This is a genomic window from Dongia sp. (assembly GCF_041906375.1).
In the GTDB taxonomy this organism is placed as follows: Bacteria; Pseudomonadota; Alphaproteobacteria; order Dongiales; family Dongiaceae; genus Dongia.
This window is the reverse complement of sequence record NZ_JAYRJJ010000004.1, coordinates 1-22020: the sequence shown is the minus strand read 5'-3', so window position 1 is coordinate 22020 and position 22020 is coordinate 1. Positions and strand designations below refer to the sequence as shown.

General features: G+C 63.7%; 15 protein-coding genes and 1 rRNA gene. 12 read left to right on the top strand and 4 right to left on the bottom strand.

The features are described 5' to 3' along the window. Positions 1-288: 288 nt before the first annotated feature. Both ACE3OA_RS13980 and ubiG read right to left on the bottom strand, forming a co-directional pair. A complete protein-coding gene (locus tag ACE3OA_RS13980) occupies positions 289-981 on the bottom strand; it encodes a lipid-binding SYLF domain-containing protein (protein ID WP_374311685.1) in 693 nt (230 codons plus the stop codon). 204 nt (positions 982-1185) lie between these two features. Further along, positions 1186-1989, bottom strand: a complete 804-nt coding sequence (gene ubiG / locus ACE3OA_RS13975; RefSeq protein ID WP_374311683.1) for a bifunctional 2-polyprenyl-6-hydroxyphenol methylase/3-demethylubiquinol 3-O-methyltransferase UbiG — start codon at positions 1987-1989, stop codon at positions 1186-1188. A gap of 193 nt (positions 1990-2182) precedes the next feature. Between ubiG and ACE3OA_RS13970 the strand changes: the two genes are divergently transcribed. The 11 genes from ACE3OA_RS13970 to clpB all read left to right on the top strand — a co-directional run bounded on the left by ACE3OA_RS13970 (position 2183) and on the right by clpB (position 18369). Next, positions 2183-3436, top strand: coding sequence for an aspartate kinase (locus tag ACE3OA_RS13970; protein WP_374311681.1), 1254 nt, complete (start codon positions 2183-2185; stop codon positions 3434-3436). A gap of 25 nt (positions 3437-3461) precedes the next feature. Beyond that, a complete protein-coding gene (locus ACE3OA_RS13965; protein WP_374311679.1) occupies positions 3462-4520 on the top strand; it encodes an NAD(P)H-dependent flavin oxidoreductase in 1059 nt (352 codons plus the stop codon). Between the two features lie 6 nt (positions 4521-4526). After that, positions 4527-6812, top strand: a complete 2286-nt coding sequence (gene ptsP, locus ACE3OA_RS13960; protein ID WP_374311677.1) for a phosphoenolpyruvate--protein phosphotransferase — start codon at positions 4527-4529, stop codon at positions 6810-6812. Between the two features lie 159 nt (positions 6813-6971). Next, positions 6972-8159: a RodZ domain-containing protein gene (locus ACE3OA_RS13955; protein WP_374311675.1), complete on the top strand. Its 1188-nt coding sequence runs from the start codon at positions 6972-6974 to the stop codon at positions 8157-8159. Positions 8160-8346: 187 nt separating this feature from the next. Further along, the gene (gene ispG, locus ACE3OA_RS13950; RefSeq protein WP_374311673.1) at positions 8347-9465 is read left to right on the top strand and encodes a flavodoxin-dependent (E)-4-hydroxy-3-methylbut-2-enyl-diphosphate synthase; all 1119 of its coding nucleotides are present in this window, start codon (positions 8347-8349) and stop codon (positions 9463-9465) included. A gap of 85 nt (positions 9466-9550) precedes the next feature. Then, entirely contained in the window at positions 9551-10795 is a 1245-nt protein-coding gene (gene hisS, locus ACE3OA_RS13945; protein ID WP_374311671.1) for a histidine--tRNA ligase, read from the top strand. Then, positions 10749-12041: a glutamyl-tRNA reductase gene (hemA, locus tag ACE3OA_RS13940; protein ID WP_374311669.1), complete on the top strand. Its 1293-nt coding sequence runs from the start codon at positions 10749-10751 to the stop codon at positions 12039-12041. The genes hisS and hemA overlap by 47 nt, the downstream gene beginning before the upstream one ends. Before the next feature lie 156 nt (positions 12042-12197). Then, entirely contained in the window at positions 12198-13274 is a 1077-nt protein-coding gene (gene prfA / locus ACE3OA_RS13935; protein ID WP_374311667.1) for a peptide chain release factor 1, read from the top strand. Beyond that, positions 13271-14137, top strand: coding sequence for a peptide chain release factor N(5)-glutamine methyltransferase (prmC, locus tag ACE3OA_RS13930; RefSeq protein WP_374311665.1), 867 nt, complete (start codon positions 13271-13273; stop codon positions 14135-14137). The genes prfA and prmC overlap by 4 nt, the downstream gene beginning before the upstream one ends. A 336-nt stretch (positions 14138-14473) precedes the next feature. Then, a complete protein-coding gene (locus tag ACE3OA_RS13925) occupies positions 14474-15523 on the top strand; it encodes a DUF4167 domain-containing protein (RefSeq protein WP_374311663.1) in 1050 nt (349 codons plus the stop codon). Positions 15524-15771: 248 nt separating this feature from the next. After that, positions 15772-18369 (top strand): ATP-dependent chaperone ClpB, encoded by a 2598-nt coding sequence (gene clpB / locus ACE3OA_RS13920; protein WP_374311661.1) that lies wholly within the window; start codon positions 15772-15774, stop codon positions 18367-18369. A gap of 76 nt (positions 18370-18445) precedes the next feature. On the opposite strand, the gene ACE3OA_RS13915 is transcribed toward clpB, so the two are convergent. Both ACE3OA_RS13915 and ACE3OA_RS13910 read right to left on the bottom strand, forming a co-directional pair. Continuing rightward, positions 18446-18931 (bottom strand): HPP family protein, encoded by a 486-nt coding sequence (locus ACE3OA_RS13915; RefSeq protein ID WP_374311659.1) that lies wholly within the window; start codon positions 18929-18931, stop codon positions 18446-18448. A gap of 173 nt (positions 18932-19104) precedes the next feature. After that, positions 19105-20823, bottom strand: a complete 1719-nt coding sequence (locus ACE3OA_RS13910) for a peptidoglycan DD-metalloendopeptidase family protein (RefSeq protein WP_374311657.1) — start codon at positions 20821-20823, stop codon at positions 19105-19107. An 806-nt stretch (positions 20824-21629) separates the two neighbouring features. On the opposite strand from ACE3OA_RS13910, the gene ACE3OA_RS13905 reads away from it, so the two are divergent. Further along, positions 21630-22020: ribosomal RNA gene (locus ACE3OA_RS13905) — 16S ribosomal RNA — on the top strand; the annotation flags it as partial.

Here is a 22020-nt window from a genome sequence, read left to right as displayed (position 1 = left end):
ACCAGCCTGCGCCCAGTTTTCCTGAGCCTGTGCCGGCGGACAGCCGAGCGATGGCAGAAGAGCGGATCAGGCTCCCGCCGCGGGTGATAAGCGCGCTAGTTTGATAGTATCGGATTCCTAGTTGCCTGTCAAGAACAAAATAGGAACATAGAGGAGGGCGGGGGTACCCGTCACTTGGCAGCCCCCCTCCCGACCTCCCCCTGAAGGTGGGAGGAGTCGCTGTTGCGATCAGCTCGTTCTAAAGCCCTCCCGCCTTCAGCGGGGAGGGTTGGGCGGGGGCTACCGAACTCAATACGGCGAGAGGGCGTTCACCAAATCCTTGGTGTTCGGATTGCTGACCTTGCGGTCGATGACGATCTGTTGCGGGAGCACGCCGGGGCCGTAATAGACGGCGTTCCAGTCGTTCTTCCGGAGGATGCCGGCGCCGTTGAAGCTGACGCCGCCATAGAGGCCGGCGGTCTTGGCGAAGCTGTAGACGTCGGCGTCGAGATTGGTGGTGGTGTTGGCGCCGACACCCTTGCCGATCGGGCCGGCGGCCACGGACATGTCTCCGCCGAATTTCATCTGATCGTTCAAGACGGCCTGCAGGGCCTTGTCGCTCATGATGGTGAAGATCGTCTCGGAAGACTGCCCGCCGATCTGCAGGCCGACCGAGCCGGCGGCCAGGGTATAGAAAGCCGGCTGGCTCCAGCCCTGATTGGGATCGCGCACCATGAGGACGCCATTGCCGCCTTCGCCGCCGATAACGAAGCCCGCCTTGAAAATGTCAGGGAAGATCATCACGGCCTTGGCGCGCTTCAGATAGCCCGGCAGCTCGCCGAATTCGTAGGAACCGATCAGCTTTTCAAAGGTGATGCGGGCCTTGTCGACCAGCTCCTGCTGCGGCGTCAGCGCCTGGGCGGGCATAGCCTGGCCGAGGCTGAGCCCGATGGAAAGGGCAAGGCCAAGGAACGGGGCCGTCAATTTGCGCAGAAAGCTCATCTTCCAGAATCTCCTCGTCGATACCCACATAGATGCAGGGCTGCTTAGAACGCAGGCGCCCGCGCATGGTTCCCGATCTGCCGCCACAAGTGTTAACGCTCGCCGCGACTCGGGAGCGGACCGGAATTAGAGATAAACCCGACGGACTCGCGCTGCAATGCGGCTCACGGAAGGTTGAGGGGGAGGTCGGGTGAGGTCCCGTGCCTACGCGGCGGGCTTCGCCACGGCCATGTAGTTGACGTCGAGATCGCGGCTCAAATGGAAGCTGTCCTTGAACGGATTGTAGCTGACGCCGCTAAGCTCCGTGACGCCGAGGCCGTGGTGGCGCAAGCTCCGGGCCAGTTCCGAGGGTCGGATGAAGCGATTCCATTGATGGGTGCCCTTGGGCAGCCAGCGCATGACGTATTCGGCGCCGATGATGGCCATGGCATAGCTCTTCACTGTGCGCGACATGGTGGCGACGAACATGATGCCGCCCGGTTTCAGGAGCTGTGCGCAGGCTTCGAAGAAGGCGTCGACGTCGGAGACATGCTCGACGATCTCCATCGCCAGCACGACATCGAAACGCTGGCCCTTGGCGACGAGATCCTCAGCCGCGCAATTGAGGTAGATGGCGCGGATGCCGCTCTGCTCGGCATGGAGGCGGGCGATTTCGACATTCCGCGGGGTGGCGTCGACGCCGGTCACCTCGGCCCCCAGCCGCGCCATGGGCTCGGTCAGCAATCCCCCGCCGCAGCCGATGTCGAGCAGGGTCAACCCCTCTAGCGGCGCGGCGCCGGCAGCATCCCGGCCGAAATGGGCGGCAACCCGGTCGCGGATGAAACCGACGCGCACCGGGTTGAGGCGGTGGAGCGGGCGGAACTTGCCCACAGGGTCCCACCAGGCTTCGGCCATGGCGGCGAATTTCTCGATTTCAGCCCGGTCGATGGTGGTCTTGAGGTTGCTGCCTAAATTTTCACCAGCATGGCCGGCATTCTGGGCAGGGGTGGCGGCCGGTCCCGGGACCATGAGAAAAACCCTTCAACTGATTGAAAAACAGGCCGGGAATCGGGCGGGAATGCTTGCGTCCGCGGCTTTGGTTCAGTATGGATACGCCCGCCCGGCAAAACAAGATTTCACCCTCCATAATTTCTCTCCCCCCGATATCATGCGGGCGAGATCATATTTTCCCGGTTATTCGAAGGTTTAGGGGCAGTTCCCGATGAGCGTGAGTGAGCGGCAGAGCGGGTCCAGGAAGACCCGGATCGTGATGAAATTCGGCGGCACCTCGGTTGCCAATATCGAGCGTATCAAGTCGGTCGCAGCACGCGTTAAACGCGAAGTCGACGCGGGACATGAAGTCGCAGTCGTGGTTTCGGCCATGTCCGGCGTCACCAACCAGCTGGTCGATTGGTGCAAGGAAATCGCCCCGCTGCATGATGCGCGCGAATACGACACGGTGGTGGCGTCGGGCGAGCAGGTGACCTGCGGCCTCACCGCCATCGCCCTCCAGGAACTGGGCGTCAATGCGCGCTCGTGGCTCGGCTGGCAGGCGCCGATCGTCACCGACGACGCGCATGGCAAGGCCCGCATCGTCTCGATCGCCTCTGAAGAATTGGATAAGCGCTTTGCGCAAGGCCAGGTCGCGGTGTTCGCCGGTTTCCAGGGCGTGGGCCCGGACAACCGTGTCACGACCCTTGGTCGTGGCGGGTCCGATACCTCGGCGGTGGCCATCGCGGCGGCAATCAAGGCCGACCGCTGCGACATCTTCACCGATGTCGACGGCGTCTACACGACCGATCCCAGGATCGTCGCCAAGGCGCAGAAACTGGATAAGATCACCTATGAGGAAATGCTGGAAATGGCGTCGCTGGGCGCCAAGGTCCTGCAGACCCGCTCGGTGGAAATGGCGATGAAGCATCGCGTGCGCGTGCAGGTTCTCTCCAGCTTCGAGGACAAGCCGGGGACGCTGGTGGTGGATGAGGAAGAGATCATGGAAAAGGAATTGGTGAGCGGCATCGCCTATAGCCGCGACGAAGCGAAGATCACGCTGACGCGTGTCGCAGACCGGCCGGGTGTCGCCGCCGGCATCTTCGGCCCGCTCACGGACGCCAACATCAATGTCGACATGATCGTCCAGAACATCTCCGAGGACGGCGCTACCACCGACATGACCTTCACCGTGTCGAAGGGCGATTACGACCGGGCGCTGAAAGTTCTCGAAGGTTCGCGCAACACGCTCGAATTCAAGGACCTCATCTCGGACAAGAACGTGGTGAAGGTCTCGGTGATCGGCGTCGGCATGCGTTCCCACGCCGGCATCGCGCAGCGCATGTTCAAGGCGCTGGCGGAAAAGGGCATCAATATCCAGGTCATCTCGACATCCGAGATCAAGATCAGCGTGCTGGTCGCGGAAGAATATACCGAGCTTGCGGTCCGCGCCTTGCATTCGGCCTATGGCCTGGACGCCGCCTAAACACTTTTAGCAGGAGCCACCGCACATGGACCGAGCCCACGCGATCGCTCACCTCGACGCGCTGTGGCAGCGTGGCCGTGATTTCCTCGGCACACGCTATGCCATCATGGGCGGCGCGATGACCTGGGTCTCGGAGCGCAATCTCGTCTCGGCCATATCCAATGCCGGCGGCTTTGGCGTCATCGCCTCAGGTTCGATGCCGCCCCATATCCTGGAAGCGGAACTGAAGGCCACGCGCGCAAAGACCGACGCGCCCTTCGGCGTCAACCTCATCACGCTGCATCCGCAGCTGGACCAGCTGATCGATGTCTGCCTCGACCTCAAGATGTCGCATATCGTGCTGGCAGGCGGCCTGCCGCCGGGCGGCGCCTTGAAGAAGATCAAGGACGGCGGTGCCAAGGCCGTGTGTTTCGCGCCGGCCGTGGCGATCGCCAAGAAGCTGGTGAAGTCCGGCGCCGACGCCATCGTCATCGAGGGCATGGAAGCGGGTGGCCATATCGGCCCGGTCTCCACCTCGGTCCTTGCGCAGGAGATCCTGCCGGTCATTACCGACGTGCCGGTGTTCGTCGCGGGCGGCATCGGCCGCGGCCAGGCGATGCTGGGCTATCTCGAGATGGGAGCCGCGGGCGTGCAGCTCGGCACGCGCTTCGTCTGTGCCACGGAATCGATCGCACATCCCAAATTCAAGCAGGCCTTCATCCGCGGGGCGGCGCGCGATGCGGTGCCGTCGACGCAGATCGATCCCAGGTTCCCGGTCATTCCTGTGCGGGCCCTCGCCAATGACGGCACCCGGAAGTTCATGGAAATGCAGCGCCAGGTGATCGACCGGTTCAATGCCGGCGAGCTCGACCAGAAGGCGGCGCAGCTCGAGATCGAGCATTTCTGGGCCGGTGCGCTGCGCCGTGCCGTGATCGACGGCGATGTCGAAACGGGCTCGGTCATGGCTGGGCAATCGGTCGGCATGGTGACCAGGGAAGAGCCGACGGCCGATATCATCCGCGACTTCATCGAGGGTGCGCTGGCGGCCCTGGCCGACCGAAGACATGTGTCGGCGTCCGCCGACCAGCGACACCTGCAGGGATAAGCTGGCATGACACAGCAGGGCGGCGCCTCGGGTGGTGATCTGACGGGCGCGCGGCTGTTGCTGAAACGCATCCGGACCACGATGGCGCGCAACCTGCCGGCGCAAGCCCGGCTGGACGAGGTGGTGCGCACCATCGCCGGGGCCATGGTGGCCGAAGTCTGCTCGGTCTATGTGCTGCGCGCCGGCGAAGTGCTGGAACTCTTTGCGACCGAAGGCCTGAAAGCCGAAGCTGTCCATCTGACGCGCTTGCGCGTCGGCGAAGGCCTGGTCGGCGACATCGCCAGCCATGCGCGGCCGCTGGCCTTGGCCGATGCGCAGCATCATCCGCAATTCGCCTATCGGCCGGAAACGGGCGAGGAACTCTATCAATCCTTCATGGGTGTGCCGGTGTTGCGCTCGGGCCGCGTGCTCGGCGTGCTCGTGGTGCAGAACAAGACGCGGCGCCACTATACGGAAGAAGAAGTCGAGACGATGGAGACCGTCGCCATGGTGGTGGCGGAGCTCGTCGCCGGCGGCGAACTGATCGGGCGCGAGGAGCTCACCCCCGTCACCGGCATCGGCGTTCTCCCCGAACGCATGGATGCACAGGCGCTGGCCCCGGGCCTGGCGCTGGGCGTTGCGGTGCTGCACCAGCCGGACATCACGCTGACGCAATTGGTGGCCGAAGAACCCTTGAAGGAAATCGAGCGACTGGACGATGCCTTCACCTCGATGAAGCTGGCGCTCGACGAGCTGCTGACCGAAGAAGACGGCGCCGGCGGCGGCGAGCATCGCGAAGTGCTGGAAACCTATCGTATGCTGGCCGAGGATCGCGGCTGGGCCAACCGCATCATTGAGGCGATCGAGACCGGCCTCACCGCGGAAGCCGCGGTGCAGAAGGTACAGAACGATATGCGCGCGCGCATGCGCGACATCCAGGACCCTTACTTGCGCGAGCGCCTGTCCGATCTCGATGATCTCAACAACCGCCTGCTGCGGCATCTGCTGGGTATCCAGGAACTGCCGGAGGCGCGCGACCTCCCCGACAATGCGATCCTGGTCGCGCGCAACATGGGGCCGGCGGAACTGCTCGATTACGACCGCAAGCGCCTCAAGGGCGTGGTGCTGGAGGAGGGCACGGCCAGTTCGCATGTCGCCATCGTCGCCCGTGCCCTCGACATCCCGCTGCTCGGCCATTGCGTGGGCCTGATGGGCAAGGTGCAGGCGGGCGATTCACTGGTGCTCGACTGCGAGAACGAGCAGGTTTTCCTGCGTCCTTCCGAAGACATCCTGCAGACCTTTGCCATCAGCATGCATGCGCTGTTGGCGCGCCAGGAAAGCTATGCCGCCAATCGCGACCTGCCGACCGTCACCAAGGATGGCGTCGGCATTCAATTGATGATCAATGCGGGCCTCCTCATCGACGTGCCGCAGCTTGCCGCCACGGGTGCCGCCGGCATCGGCCTCTATCGCACCGAAGTGACCTTCATGGTGGCGCATTCCTTCCCCGACGTGGCGCGCCAGCGCGACGTCTATGCACGCGTGCTCGACGTTGCCGACGGCAGGCCGGTCGTTTTCCGCACGCTCGATATCGGATCGGATAAGGTGCTGCCTTATTGGCATCGCGATGCCGAAGAGAATCCGGCGATGGGCTGGCGCGCGCTCCGGATCTCGCTCGACCGGCCCGCCATGCTGCGCCAGCAATTGCGCGCGATGATCCTGGCGGCCGCCGGTCGCACGCTGCATGTGATGTTCCCGATGGTGTCGCTGGTCGAGGAGTTCGACGACGCCAAGGAAATTCTCGATCTCGAATTGCAGCGTGCCGAGGAGAAGGGCAGCGCGCTGCCGGAAGCGGTGCGCGTCGGTGCGATGTTCGAAGTGCCGGCACTCTACTGGCAGCTCGATGAAATTCTGGCACGCGTCGATTTTCTTTCCATCGGCAGCAACGACCTCGCGCAATTCGTCTTCGCGGCCGATCGTGGCAACGCGCAATTGCAGGGTCGCTACGATCCGCTGTCGCCTGCCTTCCAGCGCCTGATCGGTGGCGTCATCGATGCAGGCGCGCGGCATGGCAAGTCGATCAGCGTGTGCGGCGAGATCGCTGGCGACCCGATCGACGCGATGGCGCTCCTCGCCTTGGGGCTGCGGACGTTTTCCATGGCGCCGCCGGCAATCGGACCATTGCGGGCGATGATTCGCAGCCTCGATCTCGGGCAGTTGCAGGCCCATGTGGCGGCCCTGGGTGCCCAGCGTGGGCAGGATATGCGCAGTTCGCTCCGCGCCTTCGCCCTGGATCACGGGGTGGCGATCTAGGCCGGCAATCGTACCTTCGTGTGTGTTTTCGGCCATCTGACTGCGGCCGGAATGTTAAAGGCGATTGCGATTAAATCTGGACGAATATATATAACTAGTTGACTCGGCGTGGCCTTTTTATGCTGGCCACGGTGCTGAGGGCGGTAACCAGGATCGCTAATGGCCAGTCGTAAAGTGGGAATGTTCGGCGTCGAGCCGAACGAGTTTATTGATGATCGCAACGAGGATGGCGTCGCCGCCCTCTTGCGCCGCCGCCGCGAAGAGCTAGGCCGGGATGTGGCCACCGTGGCGCGCCAGCTCCGCATTCGCGCCGTCTATATCTCCGCCATCGAAGAAGGGCGCCTGCAGGACCTGCCGGGCACCGCCTATGCCGTGGGATTCGTGCGCGCTTATGCCGATTACCTGGGCCTCGACGGCAACAGCGTCGTCGGCGACTACCGCGACGAACTTGCGCGCCGGTCGCGTCAGAACCAGCTGATCTGGCCGGTCGACCAGGTCGAGCACAAGCATTTCCCGGGCGGAATCGTCTTGATCGTCTGCCTTCTGGTCGCCGGCGCTCTCTATGGCGGCTGGTATGTGGCCTCGCAGCCGGGTGGGACAGGCATCGATCTTATCGACCAAGTACCTGAATTCATGAAGAAACAGACCAGCGACGGTGCGACTGAGACCGTGCCGCCGGCTGAAGAGGGGCAATCTGGCGCGCAAGTGCCGGCCAGCGATACCGGCGGGACACCCACCAGCGCCCAGGCGTCGCAGGCCCCAACTCCAGCGGCGCCGGCACCTGCCGTCAGCACGGCGGCTGCACCGGCAGCAGAAATTCCCGCAGCGGTCCCGACGCCTGCACCTGCGGCAGCCGATGCGGCACCCGCTGCCCCAGCCGAGACTGAAGAAGAGGCCAGCGTGCCGGATGCGACGCCGGAACCGCAGCCGGTTTCGGAAGCGGTCGCGGCGTCCACCGCCGAGCCCGCCCCGGCGGCTGAGATTCCGACCGCCCAGCCGGCGACGACGCAGACGCAGACCGCCGCCGTGCCGGCTGCCGAAACAGCGGTGGCGCCGGCGGCCGAAGCCGAAGTTGCGGCGGCCCCCTCCGGCAAGCGCATCGTCCTGCGGGCCACCAAGGATTCCTGGGTCGAGATCTTCGATGCCAAACAGGAAGTTGTGCTGCAGCGGATCCTGCGCGCGGGCGAGACTTTCGCGGTGCCGGACCAGCCGGGTCTCACCATGAACACCGGCAATGCCGGTGGGGTGACGATCGAGGTCAATGGCAAGGCGCGGCCGGCCCTGGGCTCGGTCGGCGTCGTCAAACGCGGCGTCAAGCTCGACGCGGCCTCTCTGGGTGTCCAATAAACCTCTGAATTCGCGGGCTATTTTGGTCCGCGACAGATGCGCTAAGCTGGCGCCGGGGCTTGATCTTTTGCCCCGGGCAGCGCATGTTCAGGCCAAATCAGCCACCAGGGTTGCCTGGAGGAAGTGACACCGGCGGGTAAAGCCCCCGGAGCCAAGCCCCTTAGCCAATTGTGAGCGACATCGAACCATGAGCGTCCGGCCCTATCGCGATATCCAGCGCCGCAAATCCCGCCAGATCCGGGTCGGCAACGTCCTGGTCGGCGGCGACGCGCCGATCAGCGTACAGACCATGACCAACACGCTGACGACCGATATCGCGGGCACCGTCGCGCAGGTCAACGCCGCGGCGGCGGCGGGTGCCGACATCGTGCGCGTTTCCTGCCCCGATGAAGAGTCGACCAAGGCGCTGAAAGAGATCGTCAAACAGGTCTCGGTGCCGATCGTCGCCGACATACATTTCCACTATAAGCGCGGCATCGAAGCGGCCGAAGCGGGGGCTGCGTGCCTGCGCATCAATCCCGGCAATATCGGCAGCGCCGACCGCGTGCGCGAAGTGGTGAAGGCCGCCAAGGATCATGGCTGCTCGATGCGCATCGGCGTCAATGCGGGCTCGCTCGAGCGCGAGCTGCTGGAGCGCTATGGCGAACCTTGCCCGGAAGCGATGGTCGAGAGCGGCCTCAACCATGCCCGCATCCTGGAAGACCATGATTTTCGCGAATTCAAGATCAGCGTCAAAGCCTCTGACGTGTTCCTGGCGGTCGCGGCCTATCAGGGCCTCGCCGATGCCTGCGACTATCCGCTCCATATCGGCATCACCGAAGCCGGCGGAACTCGCATCGGCACGGTCAAATCCTCGATCGGCCTCGGTTCGCTGCTCTGGGCCGGCATCGGCGACACGGTCCGCGTCTCGCTCTCGGCCGATCCGGTCGAAGAGGTGAAGGTCGGCTTCGACATCCTGAAGTCGCTGAATTTGCGCCACCGCGGCGTCAACATCATCTCGTGCCCCTCCTGCGCGCGGCAGAATTTCGACGTCATCAAGACGGTCGAGGCGCTGGAGAAGCGTGTCGCCCACATCACGACGGCGATGTCGGTCAGCATCATCGGCTGCGTCGTCAACGGCCCCGGTGAAGCGCGCGAGACCGATATCGGTTTCACCGGCGGCGGCAACAACACGCATATGGTCTATATCGCCGGCAACCAGCACCATCGCTTGAAGGATCAGGACATCGTCGAGCATATGGCCGAGCTCATCGAGCAGAAGGCCGCGGCGATCGAGGAAGCCAAGAAGGCGGAAGCCGCCGAGTAGCGGGCCACTTTCAAACAGCTGCCAACCTTCGCCGATCTCCCCGATCAAACCGTCCTACGACCAGACCATCCGGAACACCTCAGAAATGTCAGCCTTGCAGCCGGTGCGCGGCACCCACGATCTGTTGCCCGAAGATATGCGACGCTTCCGCCAGGTGGCGGATACAGCGCGCCGCGCCGCTTTGTGTTTCGGCTATCACGAAGTCGCAACGCCGATCTTCGAATTCACCGAAGTGTTCAAGCGCACGCTGGGCGATACGTCCGACGTCGTCACCAAGGAAATGTATACCTTCACCGACAAGGGCGGCGAGACGCTGACCCTGCGGCCGGAAGGCACGGCGGGCGTTGCGCGCGCGCTGATCTCGGGCGGGCTCACGCAGCATCTGCCGCTCAAATATTTCTATGTCGGCCCGATGTTCCGCTATGAGCGGCCGCAGAAGGGGCGCATGCGCCAGTTCCACCAGACCGGCGTCGAACTGCTCGGCGTCAAGGAACCGGCCGGCGATGTCGAGGTCATCGCCATCGGCGTCGAATTCCTGCGCCGCATCGGCGCCTGGGACCGCTGCGAGCTGGAACTCAACACGCTGGGCGACGCGGCGAGCCGCCAGGCCTATCGCCAGGTGCTGGTGCAGTATCTCGACGGGTTCCGCGACCGGCTGTCGAAGGAAAGCCTTGAGCGGCTGGAGAAGAATCCGCTGCGCGTGCTCGACAGCAAGGATGAAGGCGACCAGAAGATCGTGGCCGAGGCCCCGGTCTATACGGATTATCTGACGCCGGAAGCCAAGGCTTTCTTCGCCGAGGTGAAGGCCGGCCTCGATACGCTGGGCATCGCCTACCGGGTCAATCCGCGCCTGGTGCGCGGTCTCGATTACTACTGCCACACCTGCTTCGAGATCACCTGCGCCGATCTCGGTGCGCAGAAGACCGTGCTGGCCGGTGGGCGCTATGACGGCCTCGTCGGCATCATGGGCGGACCGGAAACCGCCGGCGTGGGCTGGGCGAGCGGTGTCGAGCGTTGCTCCATGCTGCTCAAGGAAACGCCGCCGGCCCTGCGCCCCATCGCCATCGTGCCGCTGGGCGAGGCCGCCGAACGCAAGGCGGCGCAGCTTGCCGGAGAGCTGCGCGCGAAGGACTTCATGGTCGATCTGGGCTATAGCGGCAATATGGGCAAGCGCATGAAGCGCGCCAACAAGATCGAAGCCGTCGTCGCCCTCATTCTGGGCGACGACGAATTGGCCAAGGGCGAGGTTTCGCTGAAGCTGCTCGACAGCGGCGAACAGATGAATGTCCGCTTCGATGATCTGGAGGCGGCGCTCGCCGCCTATCGGTGATCTGCTTGGGATAGCGCCGCGCACATTCCTGGTGGTCGGTGCCGAACATAAACGGGCACCCATCCTGCTGCGCGAGCATCTGCAGGGCGACGAATCCGACGCCCTGCGGCTGCTGTCGCGCTGCCGCGAGGTCGGCCTTGACCAGGCCATGGTCCTTGCCACCTGCGATCGCTGCGAAGTCTGGGCGGCGGTCGATGATGCGGCGCGGGCGACGCGTGACATCACGGCGCTGATCGCCGAGGCTGCCGGACAGGAAGTGGCGGCGATCGCGCCGCAACTGCATGCACTGACGGACGATGCCGCTTTGCGCTATGCCTTTGCCGTGGCGGCCTCGCTGGAGAGCCAGGTGATCGGCGAGCCGCAGGTGCTGGGCCAGGTCAAGGACGCCTATCGGCTGACGGCGCGCTCCGGCATGTCAGGGACGACGCTGGATGCCGTGCTGCAGGCGGCCCTGGCGGCGGCCAAGCGGGTGCGCAGCGAGACGGACATCGCCGCGCAATCGGTTTCCATGGCGGCCTGCGTCGTCAAGGTCGGGCGGCAGGTGCATGGCAAGCTCGACAAATGCGCGGCCCTTCTCATCGGCGATGGCGATCTCGGCGAATTGGTGGCCGATCAATTGAGCGAAGCCGGCATCAAGCGCTGGTCGGTGGTGCATCCGATTGCCGCGCGGGCGCGGGAACTGGCCAATCGGCGCCAGGCCCATGCGACGACGCCGGATCAGTTGGCCGACATGCTGGCGGAGGCGGATATTGTCGTCGCGGCGCAGGACAGCCTTTCTTACGTCATCACGGCGCCGATGATCGAAACCGCGTTGAAGAAGCGCCGCCGTCGGCCGATGCTGCTGCTCGATCTCGCGGTGCCGGGCGATATCGATCCCGCCATCGACAAGATCGACGATGCCTTCCGCTATGGTTTCGACGATCTCGAACGGTTGGCGATGACCGGGCGCAAGGAACGGGCTGAGGCGCAAGCGGCGGCCTATACGGTCATCGATGCGGAACTGGCCCAGTTCCAGCGTGCCCAGGAAGAGCGTGGGGCGGCGGATACCGTGGCGGCGCTGCGGGCGCATTTCGAGGCGGAGCGGCTGGCGCTGCTCGCCGAGAATCCGCAGATGGATGGGCCCGAGCTCACGCGTCGGCTCATTGGCCGCCTGCTGCACCGGCCGAGCACGGCATTGAAGCAGGAACAACCGGATACGTCGCTCGACACCGCCGCCCGGCGGCTGTTCGGGCTGGATGAGGAATAGGAGACGAGGAGGGACCCCTCACCCCGACCCTCTCCCCACTTCGTGGGGCGAGGGAGGTTCGATCGAGTTCGACCTCAAGCCCCTCGCCCCATTGGGGAGAGGGGGTTGGGGTGAGGGGCCTTTCAGAAGAGACGTAGAGAAAGAGACCAAGAAAAGATGTCGTTTCGCGATAAGCTCGGCCGGGTGGTCAAGCGTCATGAGGAATTATCGGCACTGCTGGCCACGGGTGGGCAGAAGGACGCGCAGGAATTTGCGCGTCTCTCCAAGGAATATTCCGACCTCGGCCCCATCGTCGAGACCATCACCGAATTGCAGAAGACCGACCGCGAGATCGCCGACCTGACGGCGATGGTGGCTGATCCTGCCGCCGATGCGGAGATGAAGTCGCTGGCGGAAGATGAACTCGGCGAATTGAAGCGCCGCCTGCCGGAACTTGAGCAGAAGGTGAAGGTCTCGCTGCTGCCCAAGGACGAGGCCGATGCCCGCAACGCCATCCTCGAAGTGCGCGCCGGCACCGGCGGCGAGGAAGCGGCACTCTTTGCCGCCATGCTGTTCCGCATGTATGCGCGCTACGCCGCCTTGAAAGGCTGGCGTTTCGAGCCGATGGAAATCAGCGAGACGGGATTGGGCGGCTATCGCGATGCCACCGCCTCGATCACCGGGCGCAACGTGTTCGAGCGGCTGAAATTCGAATCGGGTGCCCACCGCGTGCAGCGCGTGCCGGAAACGGAAGCCTCGGGGCGCATCCACACCTCGGCCGCAACCGTGGCTGTCCTGCCGGAGGCCGAGGAAGTCGATATCAAGATCGACGAGAAGGACCTCCGGATCGACGTGTTCCGCTCAAGCGGTCCGGGCGGCCAGTCGGTCAACACGACCGACAGCGCCGTGCGCATCACCCATTTGCCGACAGGTCTTGTCGTACAGCAGCAGGACGAAAAGTCACAGCACAAGAACAAGGCCAAGGCGCTCAAAGTGCTGCGTGCGCGGCTCTATGACCTCGAACGCTCCAAGCTCGATGCCGAACGTTCCGCCAACCGCAAGAGCCAGGTGGGGTCCGGCGATCGCTCGGAACGCATCCGTACCTACAATTTCCCGCAGGGCCGCTGCACCGATCACCGCATCAACCTCACGCTCTACAAGCTCGACCGCATTATCGAAGGCGAGGCGCTCGATGAAATCATCGAAGCGCTGATCGCGCATGATCAGGCCGAGCGGCTTGCCGAGGTCGAATGAGCGGGCAACGCATCGCCGATCTTCTCAGCGAAGGCATGACGGCACTTAAAGGTGCCGGCATCGAGGCGCCGGCGCGCGAGGCGCGGCTGCTGCTCGGACTCGCCGCGCAGGTGCCGCCCACCATCATGATCGGCTTTCCCGAACGCAGCGTGCCGCAGGACGCGGCCGACGCCTATCGCGCCCTGGTGGCAAGGCGCGTCGGGCGCGAGCCGCTGTCGCATCTGCTGGGGCGGCGCGAATTCTGGTCGCGACCCTTCCTGGTGACGCGCGATGTGCTCGATCCCCGCCCAGACAGCGAAACGCTGATCGAAGCGGTGCTCGAGGAAATCGTCGATCGGCAACGGCCGTTGCGGGTGCTCGATTTCGGCGTGGGCTCAGGATGCCTGCTGCTCACCTTGCTGGCCGAACTGCCGGCAGCGATCGGCTGGGGTGTCGATCTCAGCGCCGCTGCTCTTGCCATTGCTGAGCGCAATGCCGACATGCTCGGCCTTGCCTCGCGCGTGACGTGGCGGCAAGGCAGCTGGCGTGCGGCTCTGACACCGGAAGATCCCGGCAGTTTCGACCTCATCGTCAGCAACCCACCCTATATTCGGCGCGACGATATTCCGGGCCTCGCGCCGGAAGTGACGCGCCATGAGCCGCTGCTGGCCCTCGACGGTGGCGCGGATGGGCTCGATGCTTATCGCCAATTGGCGCCGAAGATTGCCGGATTGCTGGCACCGGATGGATTGGTGGCGCTCGAGATCGGTCTCGGCCAAGGCGAGTCGGTGCGCGCCTTGATGACGCAGGCCGGTTTGACGCCCGCCGGCAGCGCTTTCGACCTCGCCAACAGGGAACGTTGCCTGCTCTTTCGAAAGTCCTGAATTTAGGCCTTTTCTCAAACGATTAGGCGCAAGCGGGAAAAATGCGCCAAAGATCGTCGAAGATCGGCACCGATGCAAAAAAGTTGTTGGAATTGAAGGACGAAGCGGATACGGTTTGCGCGGCATCGGGGCGAGCAATTGGGTGACGGCCAGAGGGCCGAACCGCCCCCACCGGGCCTCCGCACATCACGTTTTTTCCGGGACGTTCATTCCGGGACGTTTAAGCCGGGGAGTCTGAACCTGCCATCGGCAGTCGGTTGACTGTCTTTCGATGGCCGTTGGACCACGGAATTGAGCGGAAAAGCCGACGCCGCAACAGAAGCGAATGATCGACGCATGAGACCAGGCAACAACAATAACCGACGCGGCCGCAATCGTGGTCCGCGCAAGCCGCATGGCGGCATGCCCAATAAGAGTCAGAGTTTCGACGGCGGCGGATCCGATACCAGGGTGCGCGGCAATGTCTATCAGGTGCTGGAGAAGTACCTGCAATTGGCGCGCGATGCCGGTGTTGCCGGCGACCGTGTCGCTGCCGAGAATTTTCTGCAGCATGCCGATCACTATTACCGTGTCATCACGACGATGAACGACGGTCAGCGACCGCGAGTCGGCGGCCGCGAGATTTCGGTGGCCGACGTCAACGTGCAGAATGTGAGCCAGGGGCTCTCGGCCGCACTCTATAGCGGTGGACCGTCACAGCCGAATATGACCGATGGCGGCAGCAATCCGGGGCCGCAGCAAGGCAACGGCGGTGCGCAGAATTTCAACGGCCAGAACGGCAATGCCGGCAATGGTCAGGGCAACAATGCGCAAGGCGACGACGGCCATAGCGAAGATGGCCAGGATGGCGATCAGCAGGGCGAAGGTGAGGGCGGCAACTACCAGCAGCGCCCGCAGCAAGGCCAGGGCCAAAACCGCGACCGCGACCGCAATCGTCAGCGGCGCGAGTTCCGCCAGAATGATGGTCGGCAGAATGAGGGCCAGCGCGACAACCGCCAGAGCGACAACCGTCAGCACGACAATCGGCAGAATGATGGGCGCCAGAACGACGCCCGGCAGAATGATGGCCGCCCGAATGATGGCCGCCCGAATGATGGCCGGGGCGGCGAGTTCCGCGATCGCGGCAACAGCCATCAGCCGGCAGTGACCGAGCGCCAGCCAGAGCCCGTCGCGGCCCCGGTCCCAGCGCCTGTGGCAGTGGTGGCCGACGAGCAGCCGGATTATCCCGAGCATCTGTTGCCGCCGGCGGCGGAAGCGCCGGCCGAGGCGCCCCGTGCTGCCCGTACGCCGCGCCCGCGCCAGCAGCGCGTGCGTCGACCGCGCGCTGTGGAAGGCGAGGGCGAGGATGGGCCGGAGCCGGCACCTGTGGCCGAGGGCAGCGAATAGGCTGCATTTGCGGAGCGGCATTTTGGCGCAGGCCGGAATGCTCGATTTAATCGGCGATTTTCTGGGGGCCGGGCGATTTTCGTCCCGGCCCTTCGCTTTTGGGCCCTTGTTTTGGCGTTAACCTTTTCCATATCCCCTATTGAACCCGGGGGCGTTCAAGCACAGGATTTCCGAGACTTGCATTTCCCCGACTGGCATCCAGGGCCGTGTGCCTCATAGAGGGCGCGGCCGAGAGAGGGCTTGAGACGATGGATATGGAAAAATTCACCGAGCGTTCCCGCGGCTTCCTGCAGGCTGCCCAGACCCTGGCCTTGCGCTCGGGCCATCAGCGGCTGACACCCGAACACCTCCTGAAGACATTGCTCGACGACAAAGAGGGCATGGCGGCCAATCTGATGAAGGCTGCCGGCGCCGACCCGGCGCGGGCGCTTTCCGGCGTCGAACGCGAACTCGACAAGCAGCCGCGCGTTGAGGGCAGCGGTGCCGGTCAGGTCTACATGGCGCCGGAGACGGCGCGCCTGCTCGCCCAGGCCGAAGAAGTGGCCGAGAAGGCCGGTGACGGTTTCGTCACGGTCGAACGCCTGTTGCTCGCGCTCGCCATGGCCAGCGAGACGCCGGCCGGCAAGCTCCTGAAAGAGGCCGGCCTCGTTCCGCAAAAGCTCAACCAGGCGATCAACGATTTGCGCAAGGGCCGCAAGGCCGACAGCGCCAGCGCCGAAGAGGGCTATGACGCCTTGAAGAAATATGCCCGCGACTTCACGCAGCTGGCACGCGAAGGCAAGCTCGATCCGGTCATCGGTCGTGACGAGGAGATTCGCCGCACGATCCAGGTCCTCTCGCGCCGGACCAAGAACAATCCGGTGCTGATCGGCGAGCCCGGCGTCGGCAAGACGGCGATCATCGAGGGCCTGGCGCTCCGCATCGCCAATGGCGACGTGCCGGAAGGCCTCAAGAACCGCAAGCTGATGTCGCTCGATCTCGGTGCCCTGATCGCCGGTGCCAAATATCGCGGCGAGTTCGAGGAGCGCTTGAAGGCCGTGCTGCAGGAAATCGCGGCGGCGGCCGGCGAGATCATCCTTTTCATCGACGAGCTGCATACGCTGGTTGGCGCGGGCAAGGCGGAAGGAGCGATGGACGCCTCGAACATGCTCAAACCCGCCTTGGCGCGCGGCGAGCTGCATTGCGTGGGCGCCACCACGCTCGACGAATACCGCAAATATATCGAAAAGGACGCGGCGCTGGCGCGGCGCTTCCAATCGGTCTTCGTCTCCGAACCCACGGTGACGGATACCATCTCGATCCTGCGCGGGCTCAAGGAGAAATACGAGCTCCATCACGGCGTTCGCATCACCGACGCGGCGATCGTGGCGGCGGCTACGCTGTCGAATCGCTACATCACCGACCGCTTCCTGCCCGACAAGGCGATCGACCTCGTCGATGAGGCCGCATCGCGCCTGCGCATGGAAGTGGAATCGAAGCCTGAGGAGATCGACGAGGTCGACCGCAAGCTCATCCAGCTCAAGGTCGAGCGCGAGGCGCTGAAGAAGGAAACCGATGCCGCCTCGAAAGAGCGCCTGCAGCAGCTCGTTGAGGAGGTCGAAGGGCTCGAGGCGAAGTCGCGCACGCTGACCGCACAGTGGAAGGCGGAAAAGCAGAAGATCGACGATGCGCAGAAGCTCAAGGAGCGCATCGACCAGGCCAAGAGCGAAGTCGAGCAGGCGCAGCGCAATGGCAATTTTGCCCGTGCCGGCGAACTCACCTATTCGGTCATTCCCGATCTCACCAAGCGCCTCGCCGAAGCCGAGCAGGCGGCCGAACACCGCATGCTCAATGAGGTGGTGAAGGAGGAAGATATTGCCGGCGTGGTCTCGCGCTGGACCGGCATTCCGGTCGACAAGATGCTGACCGGCGAACGCGACAAGCTGCTGGCGATGGAAAAATCCATCTCGGCCCGCGTCATCGGCCAGGACGAGGCGGTGAAGGCTGTCTCCAACGCCGTGCGCCGCGCGCGTGCGGGCCTCCAGGACCCCAACCGCCCGATCGGCTCCTTCCTGATGTTGGGCCCGACCGGCGTCGGCAAGACCGAGCTGTGCAAGGCGCTGGCCGGATTCCTGTTCGATGACGACCAGGCGATGGTCAGGATCGACATGTCCGAATTCATGGAGAAGCACGCGGTGTCGCGCCTCATCGGCGCGCCCCCGGGCTATGTCGGCTATGAGGAAGGCGGCGTGTTGACCGAAGCGGTGCGCCGGCGTCCCTATCAGGTGATCCTGTTCGACGAGGTTGAGAAGGCGCATCCGGACGTTTTCAACGTGCTGCTGCAGGTGCTGGATGACGGTCGCCTGACCGACGGCCAGGGCCGCACGGTCGATTTCCGCAACACGATCATCATCCTTACCTCGAATCTCGGCAGCGAGTTTCTCGTGGCGCTGGGCGAAGGCGAGGATTCCGACAAGGCGCGGGATCAGGTGATGGGCGTGGTGCGGCAGGCGTTCCGGCCGGAATTCCTCAACCGCTTGGACGAAGTCATTCTGTTCCATCGCTTGAGCCGGCGGAACATGACGGGCATCGTCGATATTCAGCTGAAGCGCCTCGACGCGCTGCTGGCTGAACGCAAGCTTGAACTGGAACTCGACCAGAAGGCCAAGGAATGGCTGGCGGAAGCCGGTTACGATCCGGTCTATGGCGCAAGGCCCTTGAAGCGCGTCATCCAGCGCGAGCTGCAGAATCCGCTGGCGATGCTCATTCTCGAAGGCAAGTTCAAGTCGGGTGAGACGATCGCCGTCTCCGCCGACAAGGACGGCCTCACCATCGGCGGCGCCAAGCTGTCGCAAGCTGCCGCTTAAAGTCGGCGTTCATCAAAGGAAAAGCCGCATGGCGGGGTGACCTGCCGTGCGGCTTTTGTTTGCTGCGGGATGGGTGCTATTCGGCCGGTTGTGGCGTCGGCGCCTTGGCTGCCGTCTGCACTTTCCATTGCGGCAGGCGTCGGCCAAGCAGGGACATGATGGCCAGGGCGACGACCCCGATGGTGAAGGCAGGCAGGGGAAACTCGCCATTTCCCAGCATCACCAGGATGGGCACGGCGACTGCCGGCGGGTGCAGGATGTCGAGCGCCTCGAGGGCCAGCATGGCGCCGCCGGTGGTCAGAGCGACCGCCCACCATTCCGGGGGCAGGACGTCCTTCAGCAACACGGAAATCACCGCCGCAACGACATAGGCGGCGATGAGGACGTTCGGGGCCGAACCGGGGCTGCGCGGCTGGGTCAGGATGACCAGGATGCTCGGCGCAAACGGGGCCAACAGCAATGGCTGCGAGGAGATGTGGGCGATGAGGGACAGGACGCCCACAGCCAGCACGACCAGGCCGGCATTGTGCAGGCGGTGGGCAAGTAAAAGCAGCAAACTCATGTGAAATCGGCCTCAGTATGTGGAATTGTGCCGCATGTTAAGGATTGTCGGCCCTGCGTCCAATCGAAACGTCGGATCAGGTCATCAGGTGCATTTATCAGCCGCGCGCAGGAAAAAGGCGGCGGGATCCGGGATCGCCGCCGCCTTTGTCATTGCTTCACCCAGCGATAAGGCTAGTTCTGGCAGCCCTGCGCGTCGTCGCAATCAGCCGGCGCCGCGTCGGGACGCTCGGCGATCTCGACCGCGCCACGCATGCGCTGGCGGTCGGCATCGATGCTGGCAACCTGATCCTTGAAGGCCTTGAGATCCTTGCCGGCAAGCTTGCTGCTGCCGGTCGACTTGATCTTCTTCGGGTTCACCTGCACGCCGTCGACCAGCACTTCGAAGTGAAGATGCGGGCCGGTGGAACGACCGGTGGTGCCGACATAGGCGATCACTTGGCCCTGCTTGACCTTGTCGCCCTTGTGCAGGCCCTTGGCGAAGCGGCTGGTGTGGGCATAGGCTGTCTGGTAGGTGCCGTTGTGCTTGATACGCACATAATTGCCGTAGGCGCCCTTCGGCCCCATCTCGACGATCGTGCCGTTGCCGGCGGCGTAGATCGGCGTGCCGGTCGGCGCACCGAAATCCATGCCCTTGTGCATCTTGGTGTAGCCGAGAATCGGATGCTTGCGCGCGCCGAAGCCGGAGGTGATGCGGGCGCCATCGACCGGCGTTGCCAGCAGGGTCTTGCGGACCGCTTCGCCCTTCGAATTGTAGAACTCGCCTTCGCCATCATGCTCGAACCAATAGATCTGGCGCGTGATGCCGCTGGTATTGAGGGCGGCATAGAGCATCTGGCCGGTGCGGGCGAGTTCGCCGTCGGCATTCTCCAGCCGTTCATAGACGACTTCGAAGCTGTCGCCTTCCTGGATGTCGCGCTGGAAGTCGACGTCGTAGGAATAAGCCTTGATCACATCGGCAATCACCGAGCTCGGCAACCCGGCCTTCATCGCCGCGTCATAGAGGCTGAAGGTGATGACACCGGCAGCGCGCGCCCTGGTTTCGGTTAGCGGCTTGTCGACTGCCTCGGCGATCAGTTCGCCTTTGGAATCGCGGCTAACCGTGACGTCGCGCTCGACCGAGGGTTCGAGGCTGAGGCTGACCAATTGCGGCTGCGGCGTCGTGACGACACCGCCGGCGCCGGTGGTGAGATTGAGCGTGATTTCCTGACCGGCCTTCAGGTTGCGCGGCGAGAAAACGTCAGCGAGCGCGCCAACCGTATCCTTGGCTTCGGTCTCGGAAAGACCAGCTTCGACCAGCACGCCATAGAGCGTGTCGCCGCGCTGCACTTCGATGACCTTCTGCACGTCGCGCTTGGCTTCGCGCACGACCGAATCGTCGGCATCCCAATCGCGACGGCCGGCACCCATGCCGAACTCGGCGGCGACAGCCTCAAGCGGCGTTGAGAGAACGGGTTCGATGGGCGCTGCGCTGGGAACCGGATCGGTGCTCGCGGTTTCCATCTCCATATCGCTGTCGGGCGTGGGCTCCAGGGCGCTGCCCGGCATCAAGGTGGTAAGAGCAGGTGCTGCCACGAAGGGGGCAGGTGCCGCACTGCCGGATTCGGCGGCGGCCACGGTGAATGTGTTGGTACCGGTGGGAATGCGTTGTGCCCAGACGGGCAGCGTTTCGTCGCTGCCCAAGGTGCCGAGATTGGCAAAGCCCTGGCTCACGGCATTGGTGCCGGAGAAGGCGGCGACGAGATCCGACGCCAATGCCGGCGATACACTCGCAGGACGATGCGCTTCGAACGCGCCGACGCCGCCCATAATGGCGATACCGGCAGTGGTATAGGTCAGATAGCGCCGAAGCGTGCCCCAAACATGCGTGTGCGGCTTTTGCAAAACTGTCACCAGGTACCCGAACTTTTGTTGATTACGCAGCGAACTCCCGGCTCCGACTATCACCCATGACGGTGATTCCCCCGGAGAACGAGGGTTCAGACATGAAAGCAATTCTGACCTTGCCCCCGGGTCGGGAGTCTTGTCAACCAAGAATTCCCCAAGTGGATCAAAACATTATGTGATTAACGCCCATTTTGGGAGCAGTCCCCACCAGCATAGTTAATGGCGCCGCCGAGCCTGTTAACGAGTTTCGCGGGCGGCACAGGAATGGATATCCGCTGCCAGGCAGCAAAAAAGATGGACCGATCGGCAAGAAAATCGACCGGTCGCGGCGTTCGGACGCAGGATTCGGCCTTGTTCCGGGACAGCTAGGTACCCAGATTCCCTAGTGTTTCCGCCGCTTTCCGCCGTTCTCGCGGATTGTTACGAAAATAATTAAGACGGGCGTTGACAGCGTCGGAAAAGGGGGGGTATAAGCCGCTCCCTCGACGCGGCCCACCGGCCACCGGGTGCAAGCCCGGGAGACACCAAGGTACGCCTTGGAAGGAAGCGCCGAGCAGCTATTTGACATTGTGATATTCGAAGAAGGGATACGCGGACGGCGGGTCTTTGGGCTTTGTTGCTTGAGGATTTTAGTGAAGCTGTCGCGTGTTTCTGAATGGAGACCTGGGTCTATGGGGTGGCTGCCCAATCTTAGCAATAAGAGTGGCTGGCTGCTTTTGTGGTTTGGGTTTCCCTATGCAGTAAGACGATGACGTGTTTTGCGACGGATCAATTGGTTAACGTTGATTGGGCTTTGGCCTGATTGGCGAGATTAACCTGAGAGTTTGATCCTGGCTCAGAACGAACGCTGGCGGCATGCCTAACACATGCAAGTCGAACGGGATCCAGGCTTCGGCCTGGTGAGAGTGGCGGACGGGTGAGTAACACGTGGGAACCTGCCTTTTGGTTCGGGATAACCGCGGGAAACTGCGGCTAATACCGGATGCTCCCGAGAGGGGAAAGATTTATCGCCAGAAGAGGGGCCCGCGTCCGATTAGGTAGTTGGTGAGGTAATGGCTCACCAAGCCGACGATCGGTAGCTGGTCTGAGAGGATGATCAGCCACACTGGGACTGAGATACGGCCCAGACTCCTACGGGAGGCAGCAGTGGGGAATATTGGACAATGGGGGCAACCCTGATCCAGCAATGCCGCGTGAGTGATG

What these genes read in the sequence shown, in the direction of transcription:
- ACE3OA_RS13925 (WP_374311663.1), top strand. Translation starts at nt 14,474, where the DNA reads ATGAGACCAGGCAACAACAATAACCGACGCGGCCGCAATCGTGGTCCG.
- hemA (WP_374311669.1), top strand. Translation starts at nt 10,749, where the DNA reads ATGTCCGCTTCGATGATCTGGAGGCGGCGCTCGCCGCCTATCGGTGAT.
- hisS (WP_374311671.1), top strand. Translation starts at nt 9,551, where the DNA reads ATGTCAGCCTTGCAGCCGGTGCGCGGCACCCACGATCTGTTGCCCGAA.
- ACE3OA_RS13955 (WP_374311675.1), top strand. Translation starts at nt 6,972, where the DNA reads ATGGCCAGTCGTAAAGTGGGAATGTTCGGCGTCGAGCCGAACGAGTTT.
- clpB (WP_374311661.1), top strand. Translation starts at nt 15,772, where the DNA reads ATGGATATGGAAAAATTCACCGAGCGTTCCCGCGGCTTCCTGCAGGCT.
- ACE3OA_RS13915 (WP_374311659.1), bottom strand. Translation starts at nt 18,931, where the DNA reads ATGAGTTTGCTGCTTTTACTTGCCCACCGCCTGCACAATGCCGGCCTG.
- ACE3OA_RS13980 (WP_374311685.1), bottom strand. Translation starts at nt 981, where the DNA reads ATGAGCTTTCTGCGCAAATTGACGGCCCCGTTCCTTGGCCTTGCCCTT.
- ACE3OA_RS13965 (WP_374311679.1), top strand. Translation starts at nt 3,462, where the DNA reads ATGGACCGAGCCCACGCGATCGCTCACCTCGACGCGCTGTGGCAGCGT.
- prmC (WP_374311665.1), top strand. Translation starts at nt 13,271, where the DNA reads ATGAGCGGGCAACGCATCGCCGATCTTCTCAGCGAAGGCATGACGGCA.
- ACE3OA_RS13970 (WP_374311681.1), top strand. Translation starts at nt 2,183, where the DNA reads ATGAGCGTGAGTGAGCGGCAGAGCGGGTCCAGGAAGACCCGGATCGTG.
- prfA (WP_374311667.1), top strand. Translation starts at nt 12,198, where the DNA reads ATGTCGTTTCGCGATAAGCTCGGCCGGGTGGTCAAGCGTCATGAGGAA.
- ubiG (WP_374311683.1), bottom strand. Translation starts at nt 1,989, where the DNA reads ATGGTCCCGGGACCGGCCGCCACCCCTGCCCAGAATGCCGGCCATGCT.
- ptsP (WP_374311677.1), top strand. Translation starts at nt 4,527, where the DNA reads ATGACACAGCAGGGCGGCGCCTCGGGTGGTGATCTGACGGGCGCGCGG.
- ispG (WP_374311673.1), top strand. Translation starts at nt 8,347, where the DNA reads ATGAGCGTCCGGCCCTATCGCGATATCCAGCGCCGCAAATCCCGCCAG.